The organism is Intestinibacillus sp. NTUH-41-i26 (genome assembly GCF_032769475.1).
GTDB classification, from domain to species: domain Bacteria; phylum Bacillota; class Clostridia; order Oscillospirales; family Butyricicoccaceae; genus Agathobaculum; species Agathobaculum ammoniilyticum.
Map to the genome: position 1 here is coordinate 1,054,875 of NZ_CP136477.1, position 23,733 is coordinate 1,078,607.

The window sequence follows — 23,733 nt, forward strand, 5'->3', positions numbered from 1 at the left end:
CAGGAGTGATTGACTATGACGCAAGCCTATAAGCTTCTTACCCCGGGGCCGCTGACGACCACGGACTCGGTCAAGCGGGAAATGCTGGTGGACCGCTGCACCTGGGATGACGACTATAAGGCCGTGACCCAGAAAATACGCCGCCGGCTGTTGGAACTGGCGCAGGTATCCGAGCAGGAGTATACGGCGGTGCTGATGCAGGGCAGTGGCACGTTCGGCGTGGAAAGCGTGCTGTCCAGCGTAGTCGGCGCGCAGGATAAGCTGCTGATCTGCTCGAACGGCGCTTACGGGGAGCGCCAGGTTCAGATCTGCGAATGGAACCGCATCCCATATGCGCACTATGCGGAGGCTTACGACAAGGTGCCGGACGCGCGCAAGATTGCGGACATACTGGCGCGGGACCCGTCCATTACGCATGTGGCTATGGTACACAGTGAAACCACGACCGGCATCCTGAACGATATCCAGGCCGTCGGCGCCGTGGTCAAGGCGGCGGGCCGTACATTCATCGTGGACGCGATGAGCTCGTTCGGCGGCGTGGAAATTCCGGTCGCAGACTGGGGCGTTGACTTTCTGATTTCAAGCGCGAACAAGTGTATCCAGGGCGTGCCGGGGTTCTCTTTCATCCTCTGCCGGCGTGCCGCCCTGCTGGCCAGCGAGGGCAAGGCGCGTTCGCTGTCGCTCAACCTGCTCGACCAGTGGCGCGGCATGGAACGGGACGGCAAATGGCGCTACACCTCGCCGACACATGTTGTGCTGGCGTTTTCCAAAGCGCTGGAGGAGCTGGCGGAGGAGGGAGGCATTCCGGCGCGCCACCGCCGCTACGCGGCCAACAACCGCCTGCTGATCGAGCGCATGCGGCAGCTCGGCTTTGCCACCTACATCGGGCCGGAGCACCAGTCGCCGATCATCACGACGTTTTGCTATCCGGCGGGTGTTTCGTTCCGTTTTCCGGAATTCTACCAGTACATCAAGGCGCGCGGTTATGCGATCTATCCCGGCAAGCTGACCGAGCGGGATACGTTCCGTATTGGCACCATCGGCGAGGTTTACGAGGAGGATATCGAAAAGCTGGCCGCGATTATTTATGATTTTCTGCGTGAGAGGAAAGGGGAGACTGCATGATACAGGCGGTGATTTTTGACTGGGCGGGTACGACCGTGGACTACGGCTGCTTCGCGCCGGTACAGGCCTTTATCGAAGCGTTCCGTCAGTTCGGCATCGAGCCGACCATGGAGGAGACGCGTACTCCCATGGGGCTGCTGAAAAAGGACCATATCCGGACAATGCTGGGGATGGAACGTATCGCGCGGGCCTGGCGGCAGGTGTACGGCCGGAAGGCAGGAGAGGCGGATGTGGAAGCGATTTACGCACAGTTCGAGCCTGGGCTGCTTTCCATTCTGGAGCAGTTCACCGCACCCAAGCCGCACGTCTGCGAAGCGGCGGCCGCGCTGCGGGATATGGGCGTCAGGATCGGCTCGACGACCGGCTACACAGATGCGATGATGGAGATTGTCGCGCCGTGTGCGGCGCGGCAGGGCTACGCGCCTGATCTCTGGCTCAGTCCGGACAGCGTCGGCGGCCTGGGGCGTCCCTATCCGTACATGATCTTTGAGAATATGCGGCGGCTGGGCGTCTCCTCAGTGAAAAATGTACTCAAGATCGGCGATACGGTGTCCGATATGCAGGAGGGCGTCAACGCGGGCGTCTGGACGGCCGGCGTAATCGAAGGCAGTTCGGCGCTCGGCCTGAGCGAGGAGGAGTTTAGCGCGCTTCCACCGGAGGAACGGGAGACGCGCTGTCGTGAAGCCGCGCGCCGCTTCCGTGAGGCGGGCGCGCATTTCGTGTTGCGCACCCTGGCCGATGCGCCGCGTCTGGCAGCATTTTTGGGCGGGTGACAGGCCCGCAAAAGAAGCTCGGGATATACAAAAAGGGACGTCTGCAAGACGTCCCTTTTTGATTGGGGGGATCAGCTTTGGACGGTTTCCGCGGTTTTATCTTCCCGACGGAAACGCACCATGCCCGTGCGGTCGAGGGCGACCATAAGTACGGGGATGAAAACAAGCTGGAGGATGATGCCGGGGATGGCGGTCAGGAACGCGCCGGACAGGAACAGCTGCCAGGTAAACGGCTCGCCGCTCACGCCGGTGAGCAGCACACGGACAACACCCCATACGATACGCCCGCCGATCATCGCCGCAATCAGAGAGCGGTACAGCGATATGACGCACTGCCAGCGGGAGTGGTTGTACAGGTAGCCGGCGATGATGCCGTAGGCGGCCAGTTCAAAGGCCATGGCGATGCCGGTCGGGAAGATTGGCGGCATACCGAACATGGCATACCGCAGCAGCGGAAGGACAAAGCCTACCAGGCCGCCGTACTGCCAGCCGCAGAGCAGGCCGCAGAGCAGGACCGGCAGATGCATGGGCAGCAGCATGCCGCCGATTTGCGGGATCTGTCCGGTGAAAAACGGAAGGACGATGCCGAGGGCCATGCACAGTGCGGCGAGGATCAGGTCGTAAATGCGCTGTTTGGATGTTTTTTGTTTCATAGCGGGGATACTCCTTATCAAAAGTCTGGATATGCGCCTCTTCTGAGGGCGGGGCCTTCATGGCTTTTTTACGGAGCGCGGGGGATAAAACCGCCTTCGTGGCGGGGTGCGTCAAAGGAAGAACGCGCTCGTGTCGAGCATCATGTCGCTGCCGGAGGCAACGCGGTACCGCTGGAAATACCGTTCCTCAAAGGGGATCCAGCGTTCCTGAAACGCGGCGTAGTGCGCGCCCTCCCTCGCCTGCAGACGGCGGGCCTGGGCTTCGCCCGAGCAGGTCAGGAACAGCCGCAGGTCATAAAAGCCGGATAGCGACGGATGCAGGGAATAGCTCCCCTCCACAATGGTAAGAGGGGCGGGCGCAAGCGTTTCCGGCGCGAGCATTTGTCCGGTCTGGCAGGAATACGGCCGGTATATGGCGCTGCCGCCGGCGCGGAGCGGAACCAGGACCTCCTCGCGGAACCGCGAGAGATCCATATTCCCAGCCGGTTGCTCCGCCCAATCCGGCGGGCGCTGGTCAAACGGGAGGTAAAAATCATCCATATGTACCACGCGGCAGGGGAACAGCTCCTGCAGGAGCCGTGCGAAGCCGGTTTTGCCGCTGCCGCAGCGGCCGTCGACCGCAACGATAGCGGGTCTGCCGCTCTGCGTCAGCCGCTGTACCGACAAAAGGGCGGGGAAGTAGCCCGCGTAGGAGGTGCGAAGCAAGCGGTAATGCGGCCGGTAGGCGGCGCGGAACGCCTCGCTGTGGCGGGGCGGCGGGCAGCCCTGAGCGCGGTAGGCTGCCACCCAGTCCGCCATGCCGGGGACCGGCAGGGGGGAGAGGGCGCCCAGCCGCCGCGCCAGCCCGTCTGCGGAGCCGTGGTGCGCGGCGGCCGTGCGGAGGAGCAGATCGGCCAACAGGGGGACCGTCGATGCCGTACCCAACCGGTAATCCAGATGGAAGCGTGACAGGCCGTTCCCGAGCGGATCGGGCGCGGGGGCGCAGACATCCGGGGCAAGCGTCTCCCACTCGCGGAAAAGCGCCTGCTGGACCGCGGTCCGGTCCGAGACCAGATGCTCCGGCCCGAATTCGCTTTGATACGCCAGCTTGCCGAAATCCTGCGGCTGCATCGCGGGATAGCGCTCTCTATGGAACTGCAGGATGCTTGCAAACGACAGGCTCATGGGGACAGCTCCCGCACCGCCAGCTCCGCCGCGCGCTGGAGGTATTCGTCAAGCCGGCGGTCCTCCGTCCCCGCGACAAAAATGCCGCAGGTCGAAGAGGGGATCAGGATTTTAGGGGCTTCTGCCCCGGATACTGCGGAAGCCATGGCGGGCGAAACCTCGCCCATGATGCCGTTTGCCAGGATAATGCCGATCGGGCCGAGGATCAAATCCGCGCGGGCGGCATTGTAGATAACGGCGTTTTCACCGGTCGCCCCTTGCGCCGCCCCAGCCTTGAGCATCGCGTTTGTGGCGAGAACATTGGTGCCGACACAGCGCAGCACGCAGTCCTGCGGCAAAACGGGCGCCAGAAGGCGGATAAGCTGCGCCCCCATGCCTCCGCCCTGTCCGTCCAGAACCAGCACGCGGCGGGACTGTTGTTTTTTCATTGGTCTGCCTCCTCTGATGGGGATTCAATGGCGGCTATGGGACCGGCCTGCCTTCTGGCACCGGTCCACAGCCGCCGGATCGCATACGATCGAACCTGCTTCCGGATACAGTATACATTACACTTTATTATATCAGCCGACCAGGGTGGTGCGTCAAGCCCCAATCAGAAAAATATGAGAATCCGCCTCAGGTCGGTGCGGTGGAAAGGCCGCGCTTCAGCTCGCGCACAAACACCTCGGCCGCGCGGGTGAACACCTGGTATTTTTTCCAAGCCAGATACATCCAGGATTCGAGCCGCGGCTCGAGCGGGCGGAAACACAGGCTGCGGCTGCCCGACAGGTCCACCAGCTTGTCCAGCGTGAACAGGCAGCCCATGCCCTCCTCCACGGCCAGGACGAGTGTGTTGACCAGATTGCCGGTGGCCACCACCCGCAGCTTTTCATAGCCGTAGCCCAGCCAGCCGGAAAGCCCGTCCTCCCCCTCTAACTGGCGGGAGGCGATGAGCGGGACGCCGGGCAGGTCCTCCGGACGGATGCGCGTCAGCCGCGCCAGTGGATGATCCCTGCGCATCAGAAGTCCCCAGGTATCCGGACTGGGCAGGCGCAGGTAGTCGTATTTGCCCATGTCGAACGGTTCGATGAGCGTACCAAAGTCGATTAACCCCTGGTCCAGCCGGTCGGTCACATCATAACCGTCCCCGCTGGAAAAATGGAAGCGGATGGCCGGATACCGGCGCTGGACCTGCTGGGCAGTCTGTACGATCAGCCGCATGCCCTCGGTTTCCCCGCCGCCAATGTACAGGTCGCCGCTGATGCCCTCGTCCGGCGCGCTGACCTCAGCCTTGGTCTTTTCCACCAGCGAGACGATTTCCTCGGCGCGCTTGCGCAGCAGCATCCCCTCCTTGGTCAGCGTGATACGACGCTTACCGCGTAGGAAAAGCTGCTTGCCCAACTCGCGCTCCAATTCCATGAGCTGCTTGGACAGGGGGGCTGGGTCATGTGCAGCGACATCGCAGCGCCGGAAATGGTCTGTTCCCGCGCGACTGCGAGAAAATATTCCAAAACCCGAATGTCCATGCGATCCCTCCTTCTGTGGGTAGTATAGCATGTCTTATTATATCTTTCAAGAATGATAATGTATTCTTTATATATATTTGCTATTTGTTGTCCGGCGGTTTATACTCAAATCAGGGAAAGGGAGCGAGATTATGAAGGAGCAGGAACTTCGGCGGCGCGTGATGCAGAACCTGTTGGACGCGGGCTGCGGGGAGGCGCTCGCCCGGGAATTCTGGCGGCTGTTCGAGTGCGGAAGGCACGGCGAAGGGGCGGCGCTGTTGGCCAGACACCGGTGCCTTCTGCTCGAGCGCTGCCATGCGGAACAGCGGAGAATCGACTGTTTGGATTACCTGATTTACCAGCTTGAGTACAGCGAGACATTCCGCGCAGAAAGGAAGTAACTAATGCACGAGACAAAAATCGAAGAACAGGCAAAACGGGCTGGCCTGCCCGTCTACCAGTACATGCGCGTCGCGTCTCAACGCGCCATGAAGCTGAGCGCAGAACTCAACTTCTCTTACCACGAGCCGGAGGAGGTCGCGCGGCTGTTTTCCGAACTCACCGGCAAACCGGTGGGTGAGGGGTTCTGCCTGTTCCCGCCCTTTTACACCGACTACGGCCAGAACATCACGGTCGGCAAGAACGTGTTCATCAACACGAGCTGCCATTTCCAGGACCAGGGCGGCATCACCATCGGGGACGGGGCGCTCATTGGTCACAACGTGGTGCTGGCCACGCTCAACCACAACGAGAACCCTGCCCGCCGCGATGAGCTCATCCCCCAGCCCATCGTCATCGGCAAGCGGGTGTGGATCGGCGCGAATGCGACCATTACCCCGGGCGTGACCATTGGGGACGGGGCCATTGTGGCCGCCGGTGCGGTGGTCACGCGCGACGTACCCGCCGGGATGGTGGTGGGCGGCGTACCCGCCCGCATTCTGCGGCCCCTCCGAAAGGAGGAAACGCTGTGAAAAAACGCCGGCTGTCCCAGCTGCTGGCCTACAGCCTGACCCTGAGCGCCTGCGCGGGGATGTTCCAGAGGATTGGATGGGAGGTCTGGATACTCCCATACCCCTGCTGCGGCCGAGAGCAGCCGGTTTGATTTTGACACCCGCCGCGTCACCCTGAACAGCGGCTACGAAATGCCCATCTACGGCTTGGTATGTACAGCCTGCATGGCAAGCCCTCCGCTCAGGTTATCCTGCGCTGGAGCCTGCAAAAGGGCGTGGTGGTCATTCAGGACTCGAGCAACCCCGACCACATCAGGGAGAACACCGAGCTGTTCGACTTTGCGCTGACCGACGAGGAGCTGGTGCAGATCAAAGTATTGGACCGCAACGAAAAACACGACTGGTACTAACATTTCCGGCCATAACGAAAGGATAGATACCCTCATGGAAGAACTGCATCTGACACAGGAATGGGATAAGACCTTCCCGCAGAGCGCGTCTGTCGCGCACAGCAAGGCCACCTTCTGCAACCGCTACGGCATCACGCTCGCGGCCGACGTGTACGTCCCCAAGGATGGGCAGGGCAAGAGGGCGGCGATCGCAGTGTGCGGGCCGTTCGGCGCGGTCAAGGAGCAGGCCGCGGGCCTGTATGCCCAGACCATGGCCGAGCGCGGCTTTGTGGCGCTGGCCTTTGACCCCTCGTTCACCGGCGAGAGCGGCGGCGCGCCCCGCTACATGGCCTCGCCAGACATCAATACCGAGGACTTCCAGGCCGCGGTCGATTACCTCTCCCTGCGGGAGGATGTGGACGCGGACAGGATTGGCCTTATCGGCATCTGCGGCTGGGGCGGGCTGGCGCTCAACGCGGCCGCGCTGGACACCCGCGTGCGGGCTACCGTGGCCGCGACCATGTACGATATGGCCCGCGTGAACGCCAATGGATATTTTGATGCCGAGGATTCGGCCGACGCGCGCTACGCCAAAAAGCAGGCCCTCAACGCCCAGCGGCTCGAGGACTGCAAAAACGGCGCTTATGCGCTCGGCGGCGGCGTGGTTGATCCGTTGCCCGCAGACGCGCCCTTCTTTGTCAAGGACTACTACGACTACTACAAAACGCCGCGCGGCTACCATCCCCGCTCGCTCAACTCCAACGGGGGCTGGAACGTGACCGGCTGCATGTCATTCTTAAACCAGCCGATTTTGCAGTACAGTAGCGAAATTCGCAGCGCGGTGCTGCTGGTACACGGCGAAAAGGCGCACTCCTGCTACTTCAGTCGGGACGCATACGCCGCCATGGTCGAGGGCAGTCCCTACGCGGACAACAAGGAGCTGCTGCTCCTGCCCGATACCGTCCACACCGACCTGTACGACGGCGGCGGCAAAAACGCCATCCCGTTCGACAAGCTGACGGAATTTTTCCAGGCGTATCTGGGATAAATACCGACGCCGCAGAGAGCTGGACGGGACAGGCAGAAAAAGGGCGTGCCGCCAGGCGGCACGCCCTTTCCGGCTTCGCGGGGGTGCGCTCTATTGCGTTTGACCACGTGCCGCGGTATGATAAGGGCAGGAGGGAAAGCGATGGATATGGGGCTGTTTTTGGAGCTGTTCCATGCCGCGCGCTATGCGTACATCCGCATCAGACAAAGGAACGGAAGGGCGCTCTGCTCCAAAGGGAACACTCGCTGGCGGGAGCGCGTTGCATCCGGCAGGGCGATCTGGTCGGGACAAGGGGCGTGACCATACACATCGATACGCCGGTTCATGCGCCCCTGGCGGCATGGTCGGGAGAATATGAGAAAGAAAAGGATTTCTGCGCCAATTATGATGTGCTGCATAACGGAGTGGTTCTGGCGCGGGCGGTTCGCGCCTTTTTACAGTTTGTCAGACCGGCATAAAACAGAAATACGGAAAATGAATCACGAGCCATGAAACACAGGTATTTTACATTTCGGAAAACGCGGCTTATCCTATTGAGGTGCGGAGCGGCGCAGTCGTCTCCGGAGAAACAGAAAAACCCATCCGCACAGGCGCTGTATGGGCAGGAAGCCTTGCAGGGAAACATACAAAATGGATTTTTTGAAGCGGTCAAAAAACGGTATTCATGCAAAAAATTTGACGGACGGGCGGTGGAAAAGGACCGGCTGGAAGCGGTTTTAGCGGCCGGCCGGCTGGCTCCTACGGCCAAAAACCTGTAGGAGCAGCATGTCTATGTTGTGCAGTCCGAGAGCGGGCTCGCCAAGCTCGGTCAGGCGCCAGAAGGGGTATTTGATGATGGCCGGCGTATTGCCGCCCACGCCTAATTCCAGATACACCACCCGCAGCCTCTCGTGCTGATGGAGAAAGCGCTCATATCGCTCGGCGGCGGCATACCAGCCGCTGTCCTGCACAAAGGTCTGATCGCAGCGGAGGTTCATGGACATGGGCCGTCCGCACACCGGACAGCGGGGGAGCAGCTCCGCCGGCACACGCATATCCTTTTGTTCGGCGGCCATGCGGCGGACGGTTTCTTCATTGTCCCAGGTCTTTTGGCAGCAGGGCTTTGAACACTGCCACAGGCCGTAGTCCCCCTGAGTATAGAACAGCCTCTCTTTATCAAATCCGGCAAGCTGGAACTGATGGTCCACGTTGGTGGTCAGCACAAAGTAGTCCCTGCCGCTCACCAGCCGCAGCAGCGTGTCATAGACCGGTTTCGGAGCCCTTTCGTAGCGGTTGATCATGATGTGGCGGCTCCACCAGGCCCAATATTCCTCCGGCGTTCCGAAAGGATAGAAGCCGCTGGTATACATATCGCGGATGCCATACTTCCGGATGAAATCCCCGAAGTGTTTTTCGAAGCGCTGGCCGGAATAGGTCAGGCCCGCCGTATCTGCGCAAACGGTTCAGAGCAGACTGCGGTAGAGGTTTGCGTCAATATCCTTGAAAACATTGAAAATTATCGTTCTGATGGAAGTAGGTGTTTGCAGGAATGCTTTGACCGTGCGGACTGCGATAGCCGCCGCCTCCGGATGGGGGAAGCGGAATTCTCCCGTGGAGATGCAGTAGAACGCCACGCTTTCCAGGGACTGCGCCGCCGCCAGTTCCAGACAGGCGCGGTAGCAGGCGGCCAGCCGCTCCCGATCGCGTCGGGTCACACGGCCCTGTATGATGGGGCCGACGGTGTGCAGCACATAGCGGGCGGGCAGGTTGTAGCCTTTTGTCAGCTTGGCCCGCCCTGCGGGTTCCGGACGGCCCTGCTGCTCCATCAGATGGTGGCAATCATCTCGGAGCTGAAGGCCCGCCGCCGAGTGGATGGTGTTATCGATGCACCCGTGGCAGGGGACAAAGCAGCCAAGCAGACCGCTATTGTTCGCGTCTACAATGGCGTCTGCGTTCAGGCGGGTGATATCCCCCTGCCATCTTATCCGAAATGTCGGTTATCGCACCGTGTACGACCTGCTTCTGCGAAAGGCTTACCCGTCGCGCCGCTCCACCGCCCCAGCCGGACAGATGCGGTAGCAGTTGCCGCAATGGAGACAGTGCGCGGTGTCGATGCTGCGGGGAAACGAAGCGCTGATACAGCCCGCCGGACAGACGATGCGGCACCCCTGACAGCCGATACACTTGTCCGGATCGATGCAGTATCCGCTTTTCCGTGCGGCCCCGCCGCCAAAGGAAAAGCACTGGCGATAGGGAGGAAGCTGTCCCAGGTCAAAATACTCCCCCTCGCCTTTGTAAATCCGAAAGACTTCCAGCGCGTCACAGCTTTTTCCGTAGGATAGATTTTGGCCATATAAGGGTTTTTCTCAAAAATCTCCGCCAGACGTTCCTTTCCAATGCTGCGCACCGCACCCCGCAGGGAAATCGCCAAGGTGGAAAGCGTATCGCGGCCTTTTATGCCGGTGAACGCTACGAAAGGCTTTGCCGTCAGGCGGGTGTAAAAGGCTTTGCCCCTGACGGTCAGGAAATAAAGACCCGCGGCATCCGCCAGCATCAGGTCGATCACACAGGTCTGGGGCAGGCCGTGCGTATCCAGGGTGGCGAACACAGTGGAATGGATGTCCGCCTGAAGGGTTGTCAAAATCTCTTGCGTTGTCATTGCGCGGTCTCCTAGTGAAAGCGGAAAGGCGGTTACGGAAAACGGACGCGCGGCCCAAGCCGCCAGCGCTTGTGCGGGGCGGCTTGGACCGGCTTCCGAGGGCTGTCCGCAGGCTTACAGGTCATATTCCCGCGGTGGGTTGCCGGAAAAATCAGCGATCACAGCGTGCGTACCGGCCAGATAGAATACCTCGAAAATGGGGTTGTCAGCGGTTTGGTACTGGCTCTTGACGATGGGGTTTTGGAGACACATCTCCTTAGCGGGCAGGCTGTCCTCAAAGACCGCTTTGCCGTTCAGGCGGATCCAGGCGTAGGTGGGGCTGGAGACGCTGATCTCCACACAGGGATTGGCCTGCATATCCTTGTAGACCTCTTTCTGATTGTTGGTGCAGAACCACAGCCTGCTGTCCATCTCCCCAGCGAACATAAAGGGGCGGCACTTGGCCTTCCCGTCCCGTCCGACGGTGGCCAGATACTGCACCGGATTCTCGATCAGGAATGTTACAACTTCGTTCATTTTTTTGACCTCCAAACTGTTTTCTGTGGGAATGGGTTGCTTTTTGCTTCCGCTGCTATTATAATACTTCCATACAGCCCTGCTGTAAAGTAAGTACAATATTGTGCCATAGTTACCATTTGGATACTAAGGGAGGGATACGGATGGAAGCCGAGAAGCCGGTGAGCCGGAAGCCTGTAAGGGAACTGCCGGCCTGCCCTGTGGAAACGACGCTTACCCTCATCAGCGATAAATGGAAGGTGTTGATCCTCCGTGACCTGATGCCGGGAACAAAACGGTTTGGAGAGCTGAAAAGGTCCATCGGCCATGTAACGCAGAAGGTCCTTACCGCGCAGCTTCGGGAGATGGAAGCGACTGGACTGTTGACCCGCAGGGTTTTTGCGGAGGTGCCGCCCCATGTGGAGTATACGCTGACCGACCTGGGATACAGCCTCAAGCCGGTTCTGGATGTCATGTGGAACTGGGGCGAGGCATACAAGGCGAAAAACGCACAATAAGAAGCAGGCCGGGGATGGTTTTCCCCGACCTGCTTTTTTTACTGCGGGAAAGACTGCCGGCCTTTTGCGGATTACGCATGGTGGCGATGACACGCCCGCCGTGTTCCGCGAAATATCGGGTGGTTTCACAGCCGATGCCGGAGGATGCGCCCAGGATAAAATATGAAACGATTTTGGACCATATCCGCCAGCCGATGCCTGCGACGCGGTTCTTCAGGTGCAGGCTGCGGAAACCGCGATCAATATGGTGCGGGACGGTATTGGAATCGGAATATATGACGGAAACGCTGGCGGCAGGGCATGCGAAATATCCGGTTAATCTGGAAATCACTTTTGAGATTGGCCTGTTCGCCAACGATTTGAACGACCTCACACCCACCGCAGCGCAATTTGTTCAGAGCATCACGCATGACCAGTCCGCTGGATAAGCGGGAAGACAGCGGCGTGTAAACCGGAAAGAGCGGCCGATGGGGGACGACCGGAGGAAAACAGCAAAATGAACAAAGCGCCAAGGCCGTATAGCCTTGACGCTTTCCCTGTGGTTTTACCAAATTATTTATGGGTGCATATACCATCCCAGATGCTGGAAGCGTACCGTGCGGGATGGTCATCCTTGGGGTATACCTTGCCGTTCCACCTTATAGCGCAGCCATACGGCGCTGCCGGGGAGGGATTTGGCTTCCAGCAGGGTAAAGCCTGCGGCAGTGTCGTCGCTGATGCCCGGCTTTTCCATAAACAGGGTTTGGGCGCTGGCGGAACCATCGGCGCAGGGCGCAATGACCACGCTCACCTCATCGCACAGGCCGGCTTGGATAAACGACCAGTTGAGTACCGCGCCGCCGCCCAGCATCAGTGTATTTATGTGGAACAGCGCGCGCAGCTTTTGCAGAGCCAGGGTCGCGTCAAGCGTTTCCTCTCCGGCGATAATGTAAGAAATCCCCAGCCTGCGCAGGAAAGACTTGTAGGTGTTGGACGCCCGTGCGGTCAACACCTCGATCACATGGGCGGTGGTCGTTTCGTAGTGCAACACGGCATCCTTCCAGCCCAGGCGGCCGGCAGGATCGATGGACACATAGTACATACCGAAGTCCGGCTGGGCCGCGAAATCCCCGTCCGGCACGGGGAGCGCGTTCTCCTCCAGCGCGGGCTTTTCATAAAAGGTGAAGTTGTCATCAGTGGTCACCCGTCCGGAGAGCCAGCCCTGGTGCCGGTAATAGGGCTTTTCACCAAAGGCGATGCGGTAAAAGGCTTCGCCGGCTTCTGCGGCGGCAGGATGGTTCATGTAATTGCCCATGATCTTCCCATCCAGAGAGGTCATCATGTGGCAGAAAATATACGGCCTTGTCACGCGGAACTGCTCCTTTCCAATAACGCTCATCGCATCAGCGACATGAACCATTCCACCGTCTCCGGATCATAGTGGGAGAAGAACGCGCTCTCAGCAGTGTCCAGGGCGGCGATAGCGGCCATGTCGTCCTCGTTCAGGGTAAAGTCAAATACGTGGAAGTTTTCCTCCATCCGCTTGACGTGGACAGACTTGGGAATGACTACCACACCGCTTTGGAGCAGGAAGCGCAGCGCGGTCTGGGCTACGGTTTTGCCGTATTTGGCGCCGATCTCGGTCAGGACGGGGTTGGTGAACATCTGGTTCCGGCCCTCGGCAAAGGGACCCCAGGATTCGATCTGGGTATGATGCTTTGCCAGCACCTCACGGGCGACCTTCTGCTGCTGGAATACATGGGTCTCCACCTGGTTGACCGCGGGCGTTACCTCGGCAAAGGTGGTCAGGTCGATAAAGCGGTCGGGGTAGAAATTGCTCACGCCGATCGCGCGGACCTTGCCGTCGCGGTAGGCCTTTTCCATCGCCCGATAGGTACCGTAGTAATCCCCAAAGGGCTGGTGGATGAGCAGCAGGTCCACATAATCGGTCTGAAGGGCTTGCAGGGAGGCGTCGATGGAAGCAGCAGCCTTTTTCTCGCCGGCGTTGGCGATCCATACCTTGGTGGTGAGGAACAGCTCGTCACGGCTGACGCCGCTCTTGCGCCAGGCGTCGCCCACGCCATGCTCGTTGCCGTAGGCCTGGGCGGTGTCGATGGAGCGGTAGCCCACGCGGATAGCGTCGGCCACGCACCGTTCGGTTTCAGCCGCGGCCACCTGATATACGCCGTAGCCTAGTTGGGGCATCCTGACCCCGTTGTTCAATGTTACATAATCCATGGTGTTTCCTCCTGTTTTGATCGATGTAATTATGTTTTGAGCGGTCCGTAAAAATACAGGGGCGGTCGCGCCGCCGTCCACCAGAAAGTCCGCGCCGGTGATGAAAGCGCTGCGGCTGCCGATGAGCAGCTCGGCCACACCCGTCACCTCGCCCGATGTGCCGGGGCGGTCTGCCGGGCAGTTGGTGAACATGTTCTTATAAAAATCCCCGCACGGGCCATTAAATTCGTCGAGCTCCAGAGGCGTGACGATGATGCCGGGGGAGGGAGAGCAAGTGCTCTGTGGGAGTGGTGGCCAATTGTTCGTCCTCCGCTATTGTACCAGCGGCAGCCTTGACGGGGAATCTCCAATGTGTTAGCATGGTATCAACCTATTGTTAATACATAAGGAGGGGCTATGCTCAACCCATTACTTACTACCTTCCTGACGGTGGCAGACTGCGGCAGCTTTACCAGTGCCTCCAAGCGGCTGTTTATTTCAGCCACGGCGGTGATGAAACAGATGGACGTGCTGGAAGCGCATTTGGATTTGCGGCTGCTCGAACGCACCCCGCACGGCGTGCGCCTTACCGCGGCAGGGGAAATGATTGCGCGGGATGCGAGGTTTTTACAGGACTACGCAAGACGGTCGGTGGACAGCGCCCGGGCTGCGACAGCCGATGCGGAAACCACCTTCTGCGTGGGGACCTCGCTGCTCAACCCTGCCAAACCGTTCATGGATCTGTGGTACCAGGTCAATCGGGCGTTCCCCGGCTACAAGCTCCATCTGGTCCCTTTTGAGGACGACCATCAGGGTATCCTTGCCGAAATTGGCAGACTGGGAGAGAAGTTCGACTTCCTTGTGGGGGTGTGCGACTCCCGCGCGTGGCTAGACCAATGCAGTTTTCTGGCGCTGGGTACCTATAAATGCATGGTGGCGGTACGGCGGGAGCATCCTCTGGCCGCAAAGAAGCGGCTGACGCTTTCCGACCTGCATGGGCAGACCCTGATGATGGTGAAGGCGGGGGATTCAGGCCTTAACGACAGGCTGCGCGCGGAGCTGCGAAAGAACCATCCGCAGATCCAGGTGGAGGACACCCCTCGGTTTTACGATATTTCCGTGTTCAACCGCTGCGCAGAAACCGGGCATGCGCTACTTACGCTGGAATGCTGGCAGGATGTCCACCCGGGACTGGTCTCGCTTCCGGTGGAGTGGGAGTACGCTGTTCCATACGGCCTGCTTTATGCCACGTCGCCCTGTCCGGATGTGGAGCGGTTTGTACGGACAGCGGAACGCGCGGCCGACCGGATTCGGACGGAGAAAAATCAGCATGCCCCATGAGGTGAAGTGAAATGGAACTGGGACTGACCTTCCCCCTGCAGCGATTCCTGAAAATGAAAGCGCCCGACTACGGCACACAGACGGACCGGCGCTTTTGCTGGGATCTGCATGTGATAGATCTGCGGGGCAGGAAATGCTTGCTCGTGGTCCATTGTCACAGCCGCTATGCATTCGTGCGCTATGATGCGATGCCCTTTCAGTGGGCGGATATCCCCGCACTGTTCCGTATCGGGCTGACGGACAGCCTCACAGCCGCCGGTTTTCCGGCAGCGCGGATTGAGGAGTATCTCGGTCAGGCGGGGGAGCCGTATGCCACCCGCACCCATGGCCGGCGGGAAGTGGCGTTTCTCAATCGGGTGTGGGAGGATGTGCTGGCACTCGATCTGTGGCTGGATACCAGCTGCCAGGCGCAGCCCTTGCTGGATTATTCCGTGAACGCCCGTCCGGGGCCGGTGCGTGGGATTCGAGGGATTGGGGACGGGACTGAAGCGGATCGCGTGGACATTGGGGGCTGAGACTGCCGCGGCGTTGTAAAAGCGCGTTCGTTGTATTATCCAACGGAAGCGGTATAATGAAAAGGCGGAGGATATTGGATAAGGATGGTAGCAGCCAATGAAGCGGATATTTTTTGTAGAAGACGACCTGAGTCTGATCGGCGGCCTGTCATTTGCCCTGAAAAAGCAGGGATATGAGATCGACATCGCGCGAACCAGCATGGAAGCGGAACAACTGTGGCAGGATGGAACCTATGATCTGGTCATTCTGGACGTGGCACTTCCGGACGGCTCGGGCTATGATCTGTGCAGGAAGATCCGGGAAACATCCAGGGTGCCGGTCATGTTCCTGACCGCGGCGGACGAGGAGACCGACATCACCATGGGGCTGGACATCGGCGGCGACGATTATATTACCAAGCCTTTCAAGCTGGCGGTATTCCTTTCCCGCGTCAATGCGCTACTTCGCCGGAGCGAAAACTTCAGCCGGACCGAGCCGGAACTCAACTCCAACGGCATCAAGGTGTTGCAGCTCAAGCGGGAGGTCTATAAAAACGGGGCACCGATCGACCTGACGGCCAGCGAATACAAGCTGCTGTGCCTGTTCATGGAGAACCCAGACATCGTGCTTTCGCCGGAGCAGATTTTGGGCAGGCTGTGGGACTGCGAGGAAAACTATATCGACAGCAGCACCCTAACGGTCTATATCCGCCGGCTGCGCACGAAAATTGAGGACGACCCTGCCAATCCGCAAAACATCGTGACTGTCCGCCGGATGGGCTATAAGTGGAATACAGCGGGGCGGGATGCGTGATGAAAATACTGGTGAACCGGAAAATCAAGCGGCTGCTCTATGCAGTGCTGCTGATAATCGCTGCATTTTCCATCTTTTCTGTCGTCTGTGCTGGGATGGAATTACAGCATGCGGCGGTTTATGCGCTTTTGTCGTGTGCCGGCATGGGGATTGCTGTTTTCGCTGCGCTGTATCTGTATTTCCGGGCGCAGAGCAGGATGATCGAAAACGCCGCGGCGCAGATCAAAGACTATATCGCGGGGAACCGGAACGCCCGGATCGAATGCGACGAAGAAGGCGAACTGTACCGCCTGTTCCACGAGGTCAACTCGCTTGTCGCTGTCCTGAACGCCCACGCCGAAAACGAGAGACGCTCCAAACGGTTTATGAAGGATACCATTTCGGATATTTCCCACCAGCTGAAAACCCCGCTGGCTGCGCTGAATATCTTTAACGGCATTATACAGAAAGATGCAGACGATGCACAAACCATCCGGGAATTTGCGTCCCTCTCCGAACAGGAACTCGACCGGATCGAAACACTGGTCCAGAACCTGCTCAAAATCACCAAACTGGACGCGGGAACGATCGTGATTGAAAAGGCGGAGCACAACATATCCGAAATGATGGGCAGGATCGAAACACAGTCTGCTTATCGAGCAGCGCAGGAGGGGAAAACGCTGATCTTGTCCGGTGATGATGCGGCAACGCTGTGGTGCGACCGGAACTGGCTGATGGAAGCGGTCGGCAATCTCGTGAAAAACGCCCTGGACCATACCGCCCAAGGTGATGAAATCCGCATCACATGGCGGGCATTTGCGTCGGTTGTCCAGATCGTGGTGCGCGACAACGGCAGCGGCATCCACCCGGAGGACCTGCCGCATATTTTCAAGCGCTTTTACCGCAGCCGCTTTTCCAAGGATACGCAGGGGATCGGGCTGGGGCTTGCGCTGACCAGGGCGATCGTGGAAGCGCATAACGGCACCATCGAGGTGGACAGCGAGCTGAGCGCCGGCACGACCTTTACCATGAATTTTCTGATTCCTACAAAATTGTAGGCTGTGTGTCATCCGGCAGTAGGGCGCGCGTGGTACTCTTTCTATACCGAATCAGAAAGAGGTGTGAGACCGAATGGATCTATTAGAGGTGCAAAACGTTTGCAAAACCTATGGGAGCGGCAAAGTTGCCGTACATGCATTGAAAAATGCGAGCTTCACGGTTCCCAAAGGCGAATTTGTCGCCGTGGTCGGGGAGTCCGGCTCGGGCAAGAGCACGCTGCTCAACCTGATCGGTGCGCTGGACACGCCGACCTCCGGCAAGGTATGGATCGATGGCCGGGATATTTTCTCCATGAAGGAGCGCAGCCTGACGATTTTCCGCCGCCGGAACATCGGCTTTATCTTTCAGAGTTTTAACCTGATCCCAGAGCTGACCGTGGAACAGAATATCGAATTCCCTGTCCTGCTGGACTACCGGAAACCGGACAAAGCCTATCTGGAAGAACTGCTGACCGTGCTCAATTTGCAGGAGCGCCGCCATCATCTGCCCAGCCAGCTGTCCGGCGGCCAGCAGCAGCGCGTGGCGATCGGGCGCGCGCTGATCACCCGCCCTGCGCTGATCCTTGCCGACGAGCCGACGGGCAACCTCGATACGCAGAACAGCAGCGAGGTCATTGCCCTGTTGAAGCAGGCTTCCAGAAGCTATGAGCAGACCATTATCCTGATTACCCACAGCCGGAGCATTGCGCAGACCGCGGACCGGATTTTGCGGGTATCCGACGGCGTGCTGACCGATTTCGGGAGGTGCCGGGAATGAGGAGCTATCTCAGCCTGATCCCGATTTCGGCGAAGGTGCACCGGCGGCAAAGCCGCATGACGCTGCTTTGCATCATCTTTGCGGTATTCCTTGTCACGGCGATTTTCAGCATGGCGGATATGCTGGTGCAGTCCGAGACCATGCACACAAAGGAAACGCACGGGAACTGGCATATCCAGATCCGGAATATCACGGAAAGCGATGCGGAAACGATCCGCGCACGCACGGATGTGGCCGCTGCGTCGTGGTATGATGTGGTCAACCTCGATCAGAGCAGGGCATATACGATCGACGGCAGGCAGGCTGCCCTGTGCGGTATCGAAGAACCCTTCCGAACAGATATCATGCGATACTTTGACGAGGCTTCCAGTGTGCAGGCGGATGATGCAGCCATCCTCACACCGAATGCGAAGGAGCTGCTCGGTGTGACGGTGGGCGAAAGCATGGAACTGGACACGCCTGCCGGCAGCTATACATTCCGTGTAACGGGCTTTCGCAGCGACGACAGTCGGTACGCCAACAACAACGGCAGCGGCGAGACGACAGCCTTGCTGGTGGATGAGGATCAGGTCGGCGTGTTCATGAACATATCCGCGTTCCGCAGGATCATGCAGGATAACGGCGATACGGGCAGCGCCTCGTATTATGTGCAGTTTGGCAGCCATGCCAACATGAAAAAGGCGATCGCGGAGATCAAGGAACAGTGCGGTCTGGCGGATGCGGACGTCCAGCAGAACTTTATCCTCATGGGACTGGCAGGGCTGAGCGACAATACGCTGGTGAAAAACGTGTATCCGCTGGTTATTATTTTGTTCCTGCTGGTGCTGATCGCAGGCGTGCTGATGATTTCGGGCAGCCTGAACAGCACGATCGCCCAGCGGACGCAGTTCTTCGGCATGATGCGCTGCGTCGGCATGAGCAAACAGCAGGTTGTCCGCTTTGTGCGGCTGGAGGCGCTGAACTGGTGCAAAACAGCCGTGCCGATCGGCGTGCTGCTCGGCACATGTCTCGCGTGGGGTCTGAACGCGGTGCTGCGGTATCTGGTCGGCGGCGAATTTTCCGAAATCACGGTGTTCGGGGTGAGCACAGTCGGCATTGTCAGCGGTGCGGTGCTCGGCGTGCTGACGGTTTGGATCGCGGCCCAATCCCCGGCAAAGCGCGCAGCAAGGGTTTCGCCGATTGCGGCGGTGTCCGGCAATGCGGCGGGCGGAAAGCGCAAACCGCACAGGGCAAAAGCGCGTTTTTTGAAGATCGAGTCCTCGCTGGGTGTTTCCCATGCGGTTTCGGCAAAGAAAAACCTGTTCCTGATGTCGGGCTCGTTCGCACTCAGCATCATCCTGTTCCTGTGCTTTTCCGTGCTGGTGGAACTGCTGGGGTGCCTGCTGCCGACGTCGCTGTCCGCGCCCAATCTGACGATCGCAAGTAGTGCTTACTCCAATACGGTGAACCATGCGCTGGTAGACACAATCAGCGGCATGGAAGGCGTGACGCATGCGTATGGGCGGATGTATGCGGAAAATATTCCGGCAGCATTCGATGTGGATACAGAGCAGACGACGGTGGATCTGATTTCTTATGACGAGTCACAACTGGGCTGGCTCCCAGACGATGATATGCTGCGGAAGGGGAGCGACCTGTCCAAGGTATATGGGGACAGCGGCTATGTGCTGGCCATCTGGGATAAGGATGTTCCGCTTGATGTCGGGGACAAAATCCAGCTCGGCGGTTTCGAGGTGGAGATCGCCGGTATGCTGAAATACAGCCCGTTTTCCAACAGCGGCCGGACGGATGGGGAGATCATCCTCATCTGCTCCGAGGAAACCTTTACGCGGCTGACAGGCATGCGGGATTATGCGATCATCGACATACAGGTGGCGAAGAGCGCGGCCGACCAGGATGTAGCTGCAATCCGTGATCTGGTAAACGGCCGGTACGAATTTACAGACAGGCGGGACGAGGGCGACCGAAGCACCTATTGGGCATTCAGCCTGTTTATCTACGGGTTCCTGGCAGTCATCGCCCTGATTACCGTGTTCAATATCGTCAACAGCATTTCCATGAGCGTGTCCGCAAGGATGAAGCAATATGGCGCCATGCGGGCGGTGGGGATGGACGGGCGACAGTTGACAGGGATGATAGCGGCGGAAGCGGCTACCTATGCGTTTTCCGGCTGTATCATAGGCTGCGCGGCAGGGCTGTCGCTGAGCAGGCTGCTGTATGACAAGTTGATTACCAGTCATTTCCCCTATCACACATGGAGCCTGCCGGTGCCGGCGCTTTGTATCATTTTGCTGTTTGTGCTGAGTGCGACGGCCGCAGCGGTCTATGCGCCGTCCAAACGGATACGCCGTATGGCGATCACAGAAACCATAAACGAATTGTGACAATATTGGCATATATGGAAAAACGGAGCGCCCTGAACGATTTGGTTGAGGGCGCTCTTATATTGCTGGATTATAAGAAAGCCATATGAAATAGCGTCAGGAATACGAAGTGAGATGATGTCTGACAAACGATAAATGGTTTGCAAACGGATGCTGCATGGAAATGCTCAAAAAACTGAGAACATTTATAGTATGGAAAAGAATGGCGGATTGAGTTGAAATAATAAAGCTGGGAAATGATAAATAAATATTAACCAGACAGATCAGTTGGGATGCACTGTTAGGGAAATTTTAACAATTAACTATAATGGTAAAATCCCATCAATGTGTAGGCGAAAATAAGGGAGGTGCGAGAGGGGAAAGACCAGCTATAAAAAGTTAAGAGGTTAGTACGAAAAAGGTGAAAGAAAGATGAGAAGTGATCAGAGTATGATAAGGTGCCGCGGAGCAGTCTGCGGTTGAGAGGGATGCAGTATGTAAGAAGCGATGATCTCAATAAATTCAGAGGCGGTAGGGATACAGGTCAGGGGATAGCCAGCTATCTTGCACAACAGGATGGGATTGATCTTATAGGCCCTTTCCACAGCGGTTCGGATACTGCGCTCTACAGTAGTCCACTGGCAGTGAAAGTGTAAAGCAGGAAAAGCGCTATTTGTCGCTATTGTTCGGTATTATTCGACACGTTTTGTATCTGGGTGGTACCGGCTGCCACAGCCTTTCCTCTTTAAGGATGGTGTGGATGGTGTTGCATAACTTTCTGGAAACAGAGCAGATGGTGGTGAGATGGTGTTTGCCGCGGGCAAGGAGGGATTGATAATACTCTGAGAGAACGGGGGCGTAAAAAGCCGCCCTTGAGGCGGCAAGCCAGACAGCCTTCCGGAGATAGGGCGAACCGCGTTTGGAAATTTCCTGCCGGGTTCCGATAAACTCTCCGTACTGTGTGACCCGCACATCCAACCCGGCAAAGGCAGCCAGCTTGTTGGGGCGTCAAAGCGGTGGATGTCTCCAGCTTTGCTCAAAATAAAGGATGTCCTAAATGCCAGGAATGGTAGTGATGCAGCTGCCGGTCTGCTTCAGCAGAGAGGATATTTGAGCCTCCAGCTCCACGATTTGTCCCTCCAGAAACGCCAATGTTCAATGAGTTGCCGGCTCTGAAATACAAAAGCGTCCTTGGCAAAGTTCACCCCGAAAGAATCGGCTGCCGCAGCTTTCTCTTTTCCTAATCGGCCGTGGCTGGCTTTCGCCAGAAGATTAGAGAGTATGCGGGTGGAAATGGACAACAACTCCTCCGGCGTGGGATATTGGGAGAGTATTTTTTGGGAGGCAGCGCCAAAGGTGTCTGAAAACAAGTGACAGATTCGTGACGAAGAACTGTCCGAAGCGCATGATCTGGGCAATGATGAAGCTGTCCTTCCGGTCATTCTTTGTCTGTAAATACATTATACGAGGAGAAAATACCTGATGCTGTATGAAATCCACATGATTAAGAATTATCCGCCGACCAATTTGAACCGTGACGATACCGGCGTGCCAAAAATCTGCATGTTTGGCGGGGCGCAGTTTCCGTCGCATTACGAGTGCGAACCGGAGTAGTCGAACTTGACATTGATGACGCGCCAGAATGGCAGGGGGGAGATGGGCAGCCGTCAATTTGAGCAGAGACGCGTGTGGCGCGGCGTGATAGCAAGGAGGAGAATGATGTATCTGACAAGAATTGACTTGCGCCCGCAAGTGCGCGCGATTCAACGGGCGATGGGAGACTGCCAGCAGATGCGCCGTCTGGTAAGCGGACTGTTTCAAAGCGGCAGAAAAGAATCTGAAATCCTATACCGCCTGCGTGCTGATCGGGGGATGACGGCGCAGTACCTGTATTCAACTACACCAGTAGATCAGAGCGCGTTGACTGCAGGGATGGCTTTTGCCGGCGAACGGGATCTGACAGATTGGTTAAAGGAATTAGGGCAGATTTGGAGGGGAGATCTTCTGACTGCCCCAACTAAAAAGTGGCGGCGGAGGGACATTAAAACAGCCGCCGACGGATCCTGCGTGAAAAAACAGGGCGGCTGGAATGGCCCTTGCACAAGGCGGCGCAATACGGATTTGATCTGTTGCAGGCAAACGAGAAGGAAAGCGTCCACATGATGGGAAATCATGCGCGGGAGCAAGGCGGAAGAATGCATTGGTGCTGGAAAAGCATATGGAATGGGAATGCCTTTGTTGCGGAGGCAAGGATGAAAAATTTGCAGGAACTGCCGAAATTAAGGGACAGCATTACATATCTCTACTTGGAGCATGCTGCTATTGAGCAGAATGATGCTGCTATTATTGCCATTCCAAAAGATGGACTTCCTATTCCGATTGCAGCCATGACCTGCTTGTTGCTTGGATCGGGAACAAGCGTGACCCATGCGGTGTTCGTGCAATTTGTGAAAATGGATGTATGGCGATCTGGTGCGGTGAAGGAACTACCTGTTTTATGCGGCGGGAATTGGAGAGATGAGAAGCGCAAAGAATCTGCTCTGTTCATGGATGAAGAACTGCATATGCAGGCGGTGAGGCGGATGTACGCACTCCGCTTCCCAAAAGTAAAAACAGATCACCTGACCTTGCAGCAAATTCGCGGCATGGAGGGGATCCGCGTACGTAAAGCGTATGAGCTTGCCCGCCGTATAACTGGCGTTAAGTGGAATAAGCGTTTCTACAAAAATCAGGATTGTGATATGGTGGGTCCGGTCAATCAAGCGATGTCGGAAGCCGATGCGATGCTTATGGTATGGCTTGTGCCATGCTGCAATCGTATCGCTGGGCTGCTCTCCAGGGCGTGGCTTTATTTACGCCGGCAAACAGTTGTCATTCGTATATGATATTGCAGATTTATATAAGGCGGAGACGACCACCTCAGCAGCATTCGAGGCGGACAGTATCACGACATATCATCAAAGGAAACCTGTATGCGCTGTAGGAAATATGTTCCAATGATAGGCTCTGCATACGCGGGGATGGAGTAGCTACTTTCAATCTTAACGAAGTGGAGATTTAGAAATTGACATTCTTTGTTGGTTCCAAGTTTCCACTATGCGAACGGTATTCCTGCCTTTCGTTGATGTAGGTATGGACTACTTCATGCACTTCCACAGAAATCTGTTTGGGATGATACGCCGTACCGTTAATTCGTACTTCAAGTGATACATTAAACGTATCCCAAAGCCACAATACATTGCAGAGCGGCATCCTTTTACACCTTGAAAATGCTGTTTCGGACCTGTTTGTTCATCAAATCGATTACACAGGATAGGCATGGAGCATCGAGCTGCAATTGCACTGTGACATCAAAAAAGATTCTGTAAAAAGGCGGTCAGTCAAGGCCACACAGGGGATTAAATGTGGCTTTTTCAGAAGAACCTCCCAGCAAGTAATCTGTGTAAATTTTGATTTTTGTGCAAATGACTGAACAAGAGCAATTTGGGGCACAC

32 protein-coding genes and 2 pseudogenes are annotated in these 23,733 nt (G+C 57.5%); 21 read left to right on the forward strand and 13 right to left on the reverse strand.

All coding sequences use genetic code 11. The features are described 5' to 3' along the window. Positions 1-15: 15 nt before the first annotated feature. Positions 16-1,125, forward strand: coding sequence for a 2-aminoethylphosphonate--pyruvate transaminase (phnW, locus tag RX717_RS05335; RefSeq protein WP_054326891.1), 1,110 nt, complete (start codon positions 16-18; stop codon positions 1,123-1,125). Then, complete coding sequence (phnX, locus tag RX717_RS05340) at positions 1,122-1,898, forward strand: phosphonoacetaldehyde hydrolase (RefSeq protein ID WP_107630784.1); 777 nt, start codon at positions 1,122-1,124, stop codon at positions 1,896-1,898. Before phnW ends, phnX begins: the two co-directional genes overlap by 4 nt. 71 nt (positions 1,899-1,969) lie before the next feature. Here phnX and RX717_RS05345 read toward each other — a convergent pair whose 3' ends face one another. From RX717_RS05345 to RX717_RS15935, 5 genes and pseudogenes are all read right to left on the reverse strand, one after another. Continuing rightward, entirely contained in the window at positions 1,970-2,551 is a 582-nt protein-coding gene (locus RX717_RS05345; protein ID WP_054326893.1) for an ECF transporter S component, read from the reverse strand. Positions 2,552-2,662: 111 nt separating this feature from the next. Next, the gene (locus RX717_RS05350; protein ID WP_199855178.1) at positions 2,663-3,715 is read right to left on the reverse strand and encodes a uridine kinase family protein; all 1,053 of its coding nucleotides are present in this window, start codon (positions 3,713-3,715) and stop codon (positions 2,663-2,665) included. Continuing rightward, positions 3,712-4,143 (reverse strand): DUF3842 family protein, encoded by a 432-nt coding sequence (locus tag RX717_RS05355; protein WP_054326894.1) that lies wholly within the window; start codon positions 4,141-4,143, stop codon positions 3,712-3,714. Before RX717_RS05355 ends, RX717_RS05350 begins: the two co-directional genes overlap by 4 nt. Before the next feature lie 187 nt (positions 4,144-4,330). Next, positions 4,331-5,113, reverse strand: a complete 783-nt coding sequence (locus RX717_RS05360; RefSeq protein ID WP_442908805.1) for a LysR family transcriptional regulator — start codon at positions 5,111-5,113, stop codon at positions 4,331-4,333. After that, positions 5,099-5,220: pseudogene (locus RX717_RS15935) on the reverse strand (LysR family transcriptional regulator); the annotation flags it as partial. The pseudogene RX717_RS15935 and the gene RX717_RS05360, both read right to left, overlap by 15 nt. A gap of 131 nt (positions 5,221-5,351) precedes the next feature. Here RX717_RS15935 and RX717_RS05365 point away from each other — a divergent pair. The 8 genes from RX717_RS05365 to RX717_RS05400 all read left to right on the forward strand — a co-directional run bounded on the left by RX717_RS05365 (position 5,352) and on the right by RX717_RS05400 (position 8,344). Further along, positions 5,352-5,600 carry a hypothetical protein gene (locus tag RX717_RS05365; protein WP_054326896.1) on the forward strand — a complete coding sequence of 83 codons (249 nt, stop codon included), beginning with the start codon at positions 5,352-5,354 and terminating at the stop codon, positions 5,598-5,600. Between the two features lie 3 nt (positions 5,601-5,603). Next, positions 5,604-6,170: a sugar O-acetyltransferase gene (locus RX717_RS05370; protein ID WP_054326897.1), complete on the forward strand. Its 567-nt coding sequence runs from the start codon at positions 5,604-5,606 to the stop codon at positions 6,168-6,170. Next, the gene (locus RX717_RS05375; RefSeq protein ID WP_277997717.1) at positions 6,167-6,301 is read left to right on the forward strand and encodes a hypothetical protein; all 135 of its coding nucleotides are present in this window, start codon (positions 6,167-6,169) and stop codon (positions 6,299-6,301) included. The genes RX717_RS05370 and RX717_RS05375 overlap by 4 nt, the downstream gene beginning before the upstream one ends. Before the next feature lie 60 nt (positions 6,302-6,361). Then, positions 6,362-6,559, forward strand: coding sequence for an aldo/keto reductase (locus tag RX717_RS05380; RefSeq protein ID WP_054326898.1), 198 nt, complete (start codon positions 6,362-6,364; stop codon positions 6,557-6,559). A gap of 34 nt (positions 6,560-6,593) precedes the next feature. Continuing rightward, entirely contained in the window at positions 6,594-7,586 is a 993-nt protein-coding gene (locus tag RX717_RS05385) for an alpha/beta hydrolase (RefSeq protein ID WP_107630782.1), read from the forward strand. Between the two features lie 141 nt (positions 7,587-7,727). Next, the gene (locus RX717_RS05390) at positions 7,728-7,886 is read left to right on the forward strand and encodes a hypothetical protein (protein ID WP_153802381.1); all 159 of its coding nucleotides are present in this window, start codon (positions 7,728-7,730) and stop codon (positions 7,884-7,886) included. Next, positions 7,883-8,044, forward strand: coding sequence for a hypothetical protein (locus RX717_RS05395; RefSeq protein ID WP_159068062.1), 162 nt, complete (start codon positions 7,883-7,885; stop codon positions 8,042-8,044). The genes RX717_RS05390 and RX717_RS05395 overlap by 4 nt, the downstream gene beginning before the upstream one ends. Before the next feature lie 30 nt (positions 8,045-8,074). Continuing rightward, positions 8,075-8,344: a nitroreductase family protein gene (locus RX717_RS05400; protein WP_107630781.1), complete on the forward strand. Its 270-nt coding sequence runs from the start codon at positions 8,075-8,077 to the stop codon at positions 8,342-8,344. A gap of 48 nt (positions 8,345-8,392) precedes the next feature. Here RX717_RS05400 and RX717_RS05405 read toward each other — a convergent pair. From RX717_RS05405 to RX717_RS05420, 4 genes and pseudogenes are all read right to left on the reverse strand, one after another. Further along, a pseudogene (locus RX717_RS05405) lies at positions 8,393-9,013 on the reverse strand (SIR2 family NAD-dependent protein deacylase); the annotation flags it as partial. 15 nt (positions 9,014-9,028) lie between these two features. Continuing rightward, entirely contained in the window at positions 9,029-9,550 is a 522-nt protein-coding gene (locus RX717_RS05410) for a macro domain-containing protein (protein ID WP_107630780.1), read from the reverse strand. Beyond that, positions 9,547-10,224 (reverse strand): hypothetical protein, encoded by a 678-nt coding sequence (locus tag RX717_RS15940; RefSeq protein WP_442908793.1) that lies wholly within the window; start codon positions 10,222-10,224, stop codon positions 9,547-9,549. The genes RX717_RS05410 and RX717_RS15940 overlap by 4 nt, the downstream gene beginning before the upstream one ends. Positions 10,225-10,338: 114 nt before the next feature. Further along, positions 10,339-10,740 carry a pyridoxamine 5'-phosphate oxidase family protein gene (locus RX717_RS05420; RefSeq protein WP_107630779.1) on the reverse strand — a complete coding sequence of 134 codons (402 nt, stop codon included), beginning with the start codon at positions 10,738-10,740 and terminating at the stop codon, positions 10,339-10,341. 143 nt (positions 10,741-10,883) lie between these two features. Here RX717_RS05420 and RX717_RS05425 point away from each other — a divergent pair, with 143 nt between their 5' ends. Beyond that, entirely contained in the window at positions 10,884-11,237 is a 354-nt protein-coding gene (locus RX717_RS05425; protein ID WP_054326903.1) for a winged helix-turn-helix transcriptional regulator, read from the forward strand. Between the two features lie 260 nt (positions 11,238-11,497). Continuing rightward, positions 11,498-11,665 carry a hypothetical protein gene (locus RX717_RS05430; protein WP_159068061.1) on the forward strand — a complete coding sequence of 56 codons (168 nt, stop codon included), beginning with the start codon at positions 11,498-11,500 and terminating at the stop codon, positions 11,663-11,665. Positions 11,666-11,844: 179 nt separating this feature from the next. Here the strand turns inward: RX717_RS05430 and RX717_RS05435 are convergent, their stop codons facing one another. Then, a complete protein-coding gene (locus RX717_RS05435; protein WP_242977810.1) occupies positions 11,845-12,636 on the reverse strand; it encodes a RibD family protein in 792 nt (263 codons plus the stop codon). Beyond that, a complete protein-coding gene (locus RX717_RS05440; RefSeq protein WP_107632123.1) occupies positions 12,612-13,454 on the reverse strand; it encodes an aldo/keto reductase in 843 nt (280 codons plus the stop codon). The genes RX717_RS05435 and RX717_RS05440 overlap by 25 nt, the downstream gene beginning before the upstream one ends. A 396-nt stretch (positions 13,455-13,850) precedes the next feature. On the opposite strand from RX717_RS05440, the gene RX717_RS05445 reads away from it, so the two are divergent. From RX717_RS05445 to RX717_RS05470, 6 genes are all read left to right on the forward strand, one after another. Beyond that, on the forward strand, positions 13,851-14,774 hold the full coding sequence (locus tag RX717_RS05445) for a LysR family transcriptional regulator (protein ID WP_054328223.1): 924 nt from the start codon (positions 13,851-13,853) through the stop codon (positions 14,772-14,774). Positions 14,775-14,785: 11 nt separating this feature from the next. Then, positions 14,786-15,289 (forward strand): DUF6933 domain-containing protein, encoded by a 504-nt coding sequence (locus RX717_RS05450; RefSeq protein WP_316960608.1) that lies wholly within the window; start codon positions 14,786-14,788, stop codon positions 15,287-15,289. A 97-nt stretch (positions 15,290-15,386) separates the two neighbouring features. Further along, on the forward strand, positions 15,387-16,082 hold the full coding sequence (locus RX717_RS05455; RefSeq protein WP_107630776.1) for a response regulator transcription factor: 696 nt from the start codon (positions 15,387-15,389) through the stop codon (positions 16,080-16,082). A gap of 143 nt (positions 16,083-16,225) precedes the next feature. Next, entirely contained in the window at positions 16,226-17,119 is an 894-nt protein-coding gene (locus RX717_RS05460; protein WP_407923277.1) for a sensor histidine kinase, read from the forward strand. Positions 17,120-17,192: 73 nt separating this feature from the next. Next, positions 17,193-17,876, forward strand: a complete 684-nt coding sequence (locus RX717_RS05465; RefSeq protein ID WP_107630774.1) for an ABC transporter ATP-binding protein — start codon at positions 17,193-17,195, stop codon at positions 17,874-17,876. Further along, positions 17,873-20,260 carry an ABC transporter permease gene (locus tag RX717_RS05470; protein ID WP_242977809.1) on the forward strand — a complete coding sequence of 796 codons (2,388 nt, stop codon included), beginning with the start codon at positions 17,873-17,875 and terminating at the stop codon, positions 20,258-20,260. The genes RX717_RS05465 and RX717_RS05470 overlap by 4 nt, the downstream gene beginning before the upstream one ends. A 422-nt stretch (positions 20,261-20,682) precedes the next feature. On the opposite strand, the gene RX717_RS15945 is transcribed toward RX717_RS05470, so the two are convergent. Both RX717_RS15945 and RX717_RS15950 read right to left on the reverse strand, forming a co-directional pair. Beyond that, positions 20,683-20,844: a hypothetical protein gene (locus RX717_RS15945; RefSeq protein WP_442908794.1), complete on the reverse strand. Its 162-nt coding sequence runs from the start codon at positions 20,842-20,844 to the stop codon at positions 20,683-20,685. Positions 20,845-20,908: 64 nt separating this feature from the next. Continuing rightward, complete coding sequence (locus tag RX717_RS15950; protein ID WP_442908795.1) at positions 20,909-21,211, reverse strand: transposase; 303 nt, start codon at positions 21,209-21,211, stop codon at positions 20,909-20,911. A 510-nt stretch (positions 21,212-21,721) separates the two neighbouring features. Here RX717_RS15950 and RX717_RS05475 point away from each other — a divergent pair. The 3 genes from RX717_RS05475 to RX717_RS05485 all read left to right on the forward strand — a co-directional run bounded on the left by RX717_RS05475 (position 21,722) and on the right by RX717_RS05485 (position 23,124). Continuing rightward, complete coding sequence (locus tag RX717_RS05475; RefSeq protein WP_107630771.1) at positions 21,722-21,853, forward strand: type I-E CRISPR-associated protein Cas7/Cse4/CasC; 132 nt, start codon at positions 21,722-21,724, stop codon at positions 21,851-21,853. Positions 21,854-21,955: 102 nt separating this feature from the next. After that, complete coding sequence (locus RX717_RS05480; protein ID WP_159068059.1) at positions 21,956-22,402, forward strand: type I-E CRISPR-associated protein Cas6/Cse3/CasE; 447 nt, start codon at positions 21,956-21,958, stop codon at positions 22,400-22,402. Further along, positions 22,399-23,124: a hypothetical protein gene (locus RX717_RS05485; protein WP_107630769.1), complete on the forward strand. Its 726-nt coding sequence runs from the start codon at positions 22,399-22,401 to the stop codon at positions 23,122-23,124. The genes RX717_RS05480 and RX717_RS05485 overlap by 4 nt, the downstream gene beginning before the upstream one ends. Positions 23,125-23,733 lie beyond the last annotated feature (609 nt).